The sequence below is a fragment of the Noviherbaspirillum soli genome, from assembly GCF_015352955.1.
Classification (GTDB): Bacteria; Pseudomonadota; Gammaproteobacteria; order Burkholderiales; family Burkholderiaceae_D; genus Noviherbaspirillum_A; species Noviherbaspirillum_A soli.
In genome coordinates, this window is record NZ_JACYOX010000041.1 from 38,198 (window position 1) to 44,828 (window position 6,631).

Annotated in this window: 5 protein-coding genes; all 5 read left to right on the forward strand. The window is 65.3% G+C overall.

Features of this window, described 5'->3' with window-relative positions:
- The first annotated feature begins 22 nt into the window (after positions 1-22).
- The 5 genes from IGW04_RS21985 to IGW04_RS22005 all read left to right on the forward strand — a co-directional run bounded on the left by IGW04_RS21985 (position 23) and on the right by IGW04_RS22005 (position 5,785).
- Complete coding sequence (locus tag IGW04_RS21985) at positions 23-1,243, forward strand: CaiB/BaiF CoA transferase family protein (protein ID WP_228527310.1); 1,221 nt, start codon at positions 23-25, stop codon at positions 1,241-1,243.
- Between the two features lie 16 nt (positions 1,244-1,259).
- Positions 1,260-2,477, forward strand: coding sequence for an MFS transporter (locus tag IGW04_RS21990; RefSeq protein WP_194715238.1), 1,218 nt, complete (start codon positions 1,260-1,262; stop codon positions 2,475-2,477).
- Positions 2,478-2,649: 172 nt separating this feature from the next.
- Complete coding sequence (locus IGW04_RS21995; RefSeq protein WP_407672161.1) at positions 2,650-3,678, forward strand: Bug family tripartite tricarboxylate transporter substrate binding protein; 1,029 nt, start codon at positions 2,650-2,652, stop codon at positions 3,676-3,678.
- Between the two features lie 77 nt (positions 3,679-3,755).
- The gene (locus IGW04_RS22000; protein ID WP_194715239.1) at positions 3,756-4,274 is read left to right on the forward strand and encodes a tripartite tricarboxylate transporter TctB family protein; all 519 of its coding nucleotides are present in this window, start codon (positions 3,756-3,758) and stop codon (positions 4,272-4,274) included.
- 11 nt (positions 4,275-4,285) lie between these two features.
- Positions 4,286-5,785 carry a tripartite tricarboxylate transporter permease gene (locus tag IGW04_RS22005; RefSeq protein WP_194715240.1) on the forward strand — a complete coding sequence of 500 codons (1,500 nt, stop codon included), beginning with the start codon at positions 4,286-4,288 and terminating at the stop codon, positions 5,783-5,785.
- Positions 5,786-6,631: the final 846 nt, after the last annotated feature.

A 6,631-nucleotide genomic window follows, 5' to 3' on the forward strand; every position in this document is an offset into this window, starting at 1 on the left:
CAACGGAGAGAGGGGATTCAAGATGGCAGGACCACTTAGCGGCATGCGGGTAATCGAACTGGCCCATATCATGTCCGGCCCGGTATGCGGCATGATGCTGGCCGACATGGGCGCCGACGTGATCAAGGTCGAAAAGACCCCGGACGGCGACGACTCGCGCCGCTTCGCGCCGGTGCTGGACTGCGGCGAATCGGCCTCCTTCATGATCGTCAACCGCAACAAGCGCGGCATCGGCCTGAACCTGAAGACCAAGGGCGGACGCGAGGTGCTGGCGCGCCTCCTGGCCGATGCCGACGTGGTCACCGAGAACTACCGCGGCGGCACGATGGAGAAGTTCGGCCTTGGCTATGAAGAACTGAAGCGCATCAATCCCGGCCTGATCTATTGCTGCATCTCCGGCTTCGGCCGCACCGGCCCGTTCGCCGACAAGGGCGGCTTCGACCTGATCGCGCAGGGCATGAGCGGCCTGATGAGCATGACCGGCGAGGAAGGCCGTCCGCCGATCAAGGCCGGCTCGCCGGTGGCCGACATCAACGCCGGCATCCTGGCCGCGCTGGGCATTGCCGCGGCCTATGCCGAAAAGCTGCGCACCGGCCTGGGCCAGGTGGTCGACACCTCGCTGTTCGAAGCCGGCCTGCAGCAGATGTACTGGCCGGCCGCCAACTACTTCGGCAACGGCACCATCCTGCCCAAGATGGGGTCGGCCAATTCCACCAGCACGCCGTACCAGGCGTTCCGCTCGAAGGATGGCTGGATCAATATCGGCGCGGCCAACCAGGCCAACTACGAGCGCCTGGTGGAAGTGCTGGACATGCCTGGCCTGGCGTCGGACCAGCGCTTTCGCACCAACCCGGACCGCATGGCCAACCGCGAGGCGCTGGTCGACTTGCTGACCGAGCGGCTGCAGACCCGCACCACCGATGAATGGATGGTGCTGTTCGATGAAGCCGGCCTGCCGGCCGGCCCGGTGCTGGAGATCCCGGACGCGCTGGCCCATCCGCAGGCGCTGGCGCGCGACATGATCGTCGAGACCGAGCATCCCGCGGCCGGCCCGGTCAAGGGCATCGGCCTGCCGATCCGCTTCTCGGGCGGCAAGAGCGACGGCAAGCGTCCGGCGCCGATGCTGGGCGAGCATACCCGCGCCGTGCTGGAAGAGCTGGGCTATTCCGGCGACGAAGTGGCGCAGCTGGTCAGCGACAACGCGGTCCTGGTCGGCAAGGTGCCGGCCGGGGCGGCCGCGTGAACGGCGGACGGCGCGCATGACGGCGCAGCCGGAAGGGGAGCCAGCCTTTCCGCTGGCGGCGGTGATGTACCTGGCGCTGGCCTCCTTCGGCAGCGCGCTGTCGCTGCGGGTGACGGACGCGCAGCTGCCGCGCCTGGCGGCCGAACTCGGCGTGTCGCTGGGCGGCGCATCCTATGTCGTGACCACCTTCTCGATCGCCTATGGCGTGTCGCAGCTGTTCTTCGGGCCGCTGGGCGACCGCCATGGCAAATACCTGGTGGTGGCATGGGCCTGCATGGCCTGCGCGGCAACCGCGGCGGCCTGCGCGCTGGCGCCGGGTTACCCGACCCTGCTGGCCGCGCGCCTGCTGGCCGGCGCCACCGCCGGCGCCATCATTCCGCTGTCGATGGCCTGGATCGGCGACGTGGTGCCGTACGAGCAGCGGCAGCCGGTGCTGGCGCGTTTTCTTACCGGGCAGATCCTCGGCCTGTCGTCCGGCGTGCTGGTCGGCGGCTTCGCGGCGGACCACATGAGCTGGCGCGTTCCCTTCATCGGCATTGCGCTCTTGTTCGTGGTGATCGGCGCGCTGCTGCTGTCGACCAACCGGCGCCTGCAGGCATCGGCGCGGCAGACGCGCAGCGCAGACGGGCCGATGCTGCGCCGGACCATGAGCGAATTCAGCGAGGTGTTGCGCAAGCCCTGGGCGCGGGTGGTGCTGCTGACCGTATTTCTGGAAGGCGCCTTCCTGTACGGCGCCTTTGCCTTCATCGCTTCGCACCTGCACCGGGTGCTGGGCATGTCGCTGTCCTCGGCCGGCACCGTGGTGATGCTGTTCGGCATGGGCGGCCTGGTGTTTGCCGGCAGCGCCAGCCGCGTGGTGGCGGCGCTGGGCGAGTCGGGGCTTGCCCGCTGGGGCGGCCTGCTGCTGGCTGGCTCGCTGCTGCTGATCGGCATCGCGCCCAACCTGTGGTGGGCGCTGCCGGGCTGCCTCGCTTCCGGCCTGGGTTTCTACATGCTGCACAACACCCTGCAGATCAACGCCACCCAGATGGCGCCAGAGCGGCGCGGCGCGGCGGTGGCGTCCTTCGCCTCCTGCTTCTACCTGGGGCAATCGGTCGGGGTGGCGGTGGCGGGCGAACTGGTCGAGCGCAGCGGCACCGCGGCCATCATCCTGATGGGTTCGGCCGGCGTGCTGCTGCTGTCGCAGCATTTCGGCTGGCGGCGCAGTCAGCGGCCGCGGGTGCCGGCGGTCTGATAGGGCTTAATCAGATGCAATCTGGAAACAAGAAATTGCTTGACTGAGTTGGCATTTCGTATATTGTATTCAAAATGTAATTTCGGCATGGCTTATTGCAGTTGTGCCCAGTAAAAGAAATTCCATATCAATATCAATAAACATACGGCGCAAAGCCGATGAGGAGACAACAGTGCCTGACCGTTCCGAGCAGTGCTTCATCCCATCCCGTCCAGTAAAGTCGGCCCTGGCGCTGTCGCTGGCCGCCCTGTGCCTGGGCGGCGCCAGCGCGGCGCATGCCTGGGAGCCCACCAAGCCGGTGGAGATCGTCGTCCCGTTCAGCGCCGGCGGCGCCACCGACCAGATGGCGCGCTCGATCCAGGGCATCATCACCAAGCACAAGCTGATGAAGCAGGCCATCGTGGTCCAGAACAAGGCCGGCGCCAGCGGCGCGGAAGGCCTGCTGGACATGAAGGCCTCGACCGGCGACGCCCACAAGATCGTGGCTTCCTCGTCCGGCCTGTACACGGTGCCGCTGGCGACCGGCCTGCCGTTCAACTGGCGCGACCTGACGCCGATCGCGATGGTGGCGCAGGACCAGTTCGTCCTCTGGGTCAACAGCGATACGCCCTACAAGACGGCGGGCGACTACCTGGCCGCGGTGAAGAAGACACCGGACACCTTCAAGATGGGCGGCACCAGCTCCAAGCGCGAAGACCACATGATCACCGCGATGATCGAGAAGAAGGCCGGCGTGAAGTTCACCTACATCCCGTACAAGGGCGGCGGCGAGGCGGCGACCCAGCTGTCGGGCAAGCACATCGATTCCAACATCAACAATCCGTCGGAGTCGGTCGGCCAGTGGCGCGCCGGGCAGCACCGGGCGCTGTGCCTGTTCTCCGAGACGCGCAGCAGCTACAAGGAAAAGGTCACCGAGACCCAGAGCTGGTCCGACATACCGACCTGCAAGGAGCAGGGCCTGGACGTGGAGTACGAGATGGTGCGGGTCTTCCTGCTGCCGGGCAAGGTGCCGGCCGAGGCTGCGAAGTTCTACGAAGACCTGTTCCAGAAAGTGGTGGCCACGCCGGAGTGGAAGGCCTATGTCGAGAAGAACGCATTGAAGCCCACCGTGGCGGTGGGCCCGGCGCTGAAGGACTTCCTGGAAAAGGATGAGAAGGCGCACAAGGAAATCATGGGCTACGCCGGCTTCGTGGCCAAGTAAGGCTGGTTCTCCTGCCGCATGCGTGCTGCGCATGCGGCGCCGCGGTTTTTTCCACCACAGATTTCATCCCCGACATCATGAGCGCACCACACGACACCCACGCCCCGGCGGACGGGAACGATACCGCCATTACCCGCCGCACGGCCGAGATCGCCGTCGGCATCCTGATCGCCGTGATGGCGGCGGTCGTCATCGTCAGCAATTACCAGCTCGGCGCCGGCTGGGCCAGCGACGGCCCCGAGGCCGGCTACTTCCCGCTGCGCATGGGCGTCATCATTTTCCTTGGCAGCCTGTTCGTGATCTTCCAGGCATGGAAGAAAAAGGACAGCGAGCCCTTCGTCGAAAAAGCGCAGCTGCGCCTGGTGGCAACGGTGCTGCTGCCGCTGATCGCCTATGTGACCGTGCTGCAGCTGACCGGCATCTATGTGGCCTCGGCCATCTTCATCGCGGCCTTCATGCGCTTCGTCGGCAAGTTCGGCTGGGTCAAGTCCGCGCTGGTGGGACTGGGCATCAGCGGCGCGCTGTTCTGGATCTTTGAAATCATGTTCCAGGTGCCCTTGCCCAAGGGCCCGCTGGAAGCGCTGTTCGGCTACTGACAGGAGTTGCGATGGAAGACTTATCCCTGCTGATGAACGGCTTTGCCACCGTGCTGTCGTGGCAGAACATCGGCCTGATGGCCATCGGCATCCTGCTCGGCATCGTGGTCGGTGTGCTGCCCGGACTGGGCGGCCCCAACGGCGTGGCGATCCTGCTGCCGCTGACCTTCACGATGAACCCGACCTCGGCCATCATCCTGCTTTCCTGCATCTACTGGGGCGCGCTGTTCGGCGGCGCGATCACCTCGGTGCTGTTCAACATCCCCGGCGAAGCCTGGTCGGTGGCGACCACCTTCGATGGTTATCCAATGGCCCAGCGCGGCCAGGCCGGCGAGGCGCTGACCAGCGCCTTCACCGGCTCCTTCATCGGCGCGCTGGTGGGCGTGCTGATGATCACCTTCCTCGCGCCGCTGGTGGCCAAGTTCGCGCTGCGCTTCGGCCCGCCCGAATTCTTCGCGGTGTACTTCCTTACCTTCTGCAGCTTCGTCGGCATGGGCAAGGAGCCCAAGGCCAAGATCGTGATCTCGATGTGCATCGGCTTCGTGCTGGCCGCGGTCGGCATGGACACCATTTCCGGCCAGCTGCGCATGACCTTCGGCCTGCCGGTGCTGCTGCGCGGCTTCGACTTCCTGGTGGCCGTGATCGGCCTGTTCGGCATCAGCGAGATCCTGATGACGATGGAAGAAGGCCTGGCCTTCAAGGGCAAGCATGCGGCGATCGATTTGAAGGTGGTGCTGAAAACCTGGGCCGGCATGCCGCGCTTCTTCATGACGCTGCTGCGTTCCTCGGCCATCGGCTGCTGGCTGGGCATCACGCCCGGCGGCGCCACCGCCGCATCGTTCATGGGCTATGGCGTGGCCAAGAAGTTTTCCCGCAGCCCGGAGACCTTCGGCAAGGGCAATGTGGAAGGCGTGCTCGCGCCCGAGACCGCGGCCCATGCGGCCGGCACCAGCGCGCTGCTGCCGATGCTGGCGCTGGGCATACCCGGCTCGGCCACCGCGGCGGTGCTGCTGGGCGGGCTGATGATCTGGGGCCTGCAGCCGGGGCCGCTGCTGTTTGTCGAGCAGAAGGACTTCGTCTGGGGCCTGATCGCCAGCATGTACCTGGGCAACCTGGCCGGGCTCATCATCGTGCTGGCGTCGGTGCCGCTGTTCGCCGCCATCCTGCGCATTCCGTTCTCCATCATCGCGCCGGCCATCCTGGTGATCTGCGCCATCGGCGCCTTCACGGTGCACAACGCCCAGTTCGACATCTGGCTGATGCTGATCTTCGGCATCATCGGCTATGTGTTCAAGAAGCTCGACTATCCGCTGGCGCCGCTGGTGCTGGCCCTGGTGCTGGGCGACCGCGCCGAGGATGCGTTCCGGCAGAGCATGCTGGCGTCCAAGGGCGGCCTGGGCATCTTCTGGAACAACGGGCTGGTGGGCACCATCATGACGCTGGCCGTGGCGGGCCTGGCCTGGTCGGTGATTGGCGGCCTGCGCGAACGCTATCGGCTGCGCGCCGCCTGAGGGAAGGGTAGTGGACAGCATGTCGGCGCCTGCGGGCGCCGTTTCTTCATCTGGGCTTTTGCGGGTTAGCCGGCATCGGGCAGCTTGGCTGGATTGTCATTGATGGAGCGTGCGGGAATTCGTCGATATTGTTATTCCGGTCAAGGCTGATGCGGGATAAGGGATGGGGTTGGAAGCGGTGGAACGAAGTTGCAGTTGCAGTTGCAGTTGCCGTTGCCGTTGCCGTTGCAGTTGCTTTTGAAGTGGCCGTTGCCGTTGTTTTCGAAGTTGTCGTTGCAGTGAAGTCCCGTTGAGCGCGCCGTGACGTCGGTGCGTGGAGCGGGAAAAGGTGCGGCGTCTGTTTGAGCGCAGCGCAGCGTAGCGAGTTTAGCCGCGCCCCGCTCCATGCACCGACGGCACGGGGACCCCGCGCAGCGGGGCGCGATCACCGGGTCGCCTTTTCTTGCCTACTTCTTTTGGCGAAGCAAAAGAAGTAGGTCGCCCGCCGGGGCGAACTCCCGGCCTGGTCATGACGACAGTGCAGTCGGGTTGTTTCACCAGGCGGAAAGACGTCACTGCGAAGCAGCAGTTGCTGTTGACGTTAAGCCATGTTCAACGAACACGTCAACGACAACACCGACAGTGCTGCCCGTGCCTTGCCGGATAACGCAAGGCGGCTGCACTGCTGTGGAGACAAGCCGGGAATCCGTCCCGGCGGCCGGGTCACTTTTTTTGCTTCGCCCTCTATGTCAGGCTAGTTGTCGCATCCACTGATATCCAACAACCTGGAGGGCGATAGCGAGTGAGCAATGAAGAAACGACATCCGGAGCCAGTCCGGGAATGGGCCATACAGCAAATCATGTTGC

Excerpts from the sequence above, each read along its gene's own strand:
- IGW04_RS21985 (WP_228527310.1), top strand. The coding sequence starts at position 23 with ATGGCAGGACCACTTAGCGGCATGCGGGTAATCGAACTGGCCCATATC.
- IGW04_RS22000 (WP_194715239.1), top strand. The coding sequence starts at position 3,756 with ATGAGCGCACCACACGACACCCACGCCCCGGCGGACGGGAACGATACC.
- IGW04_RS21990 (WP_194715238.1), top strand. The coding sequence starts at position 1,260 with ATGACGGCGCAGCCGGAAGGGGAGCCAGCCTTTCCGCTGGCGGCGGTG.
- IGW04_RS22005 (WP_194715240.1), top strand. The coding sequence starts at position 4,286 with ATGGAAGACTTATCCCTGCTGATGAACGGCTTTGCCACCGTGCTGTCG.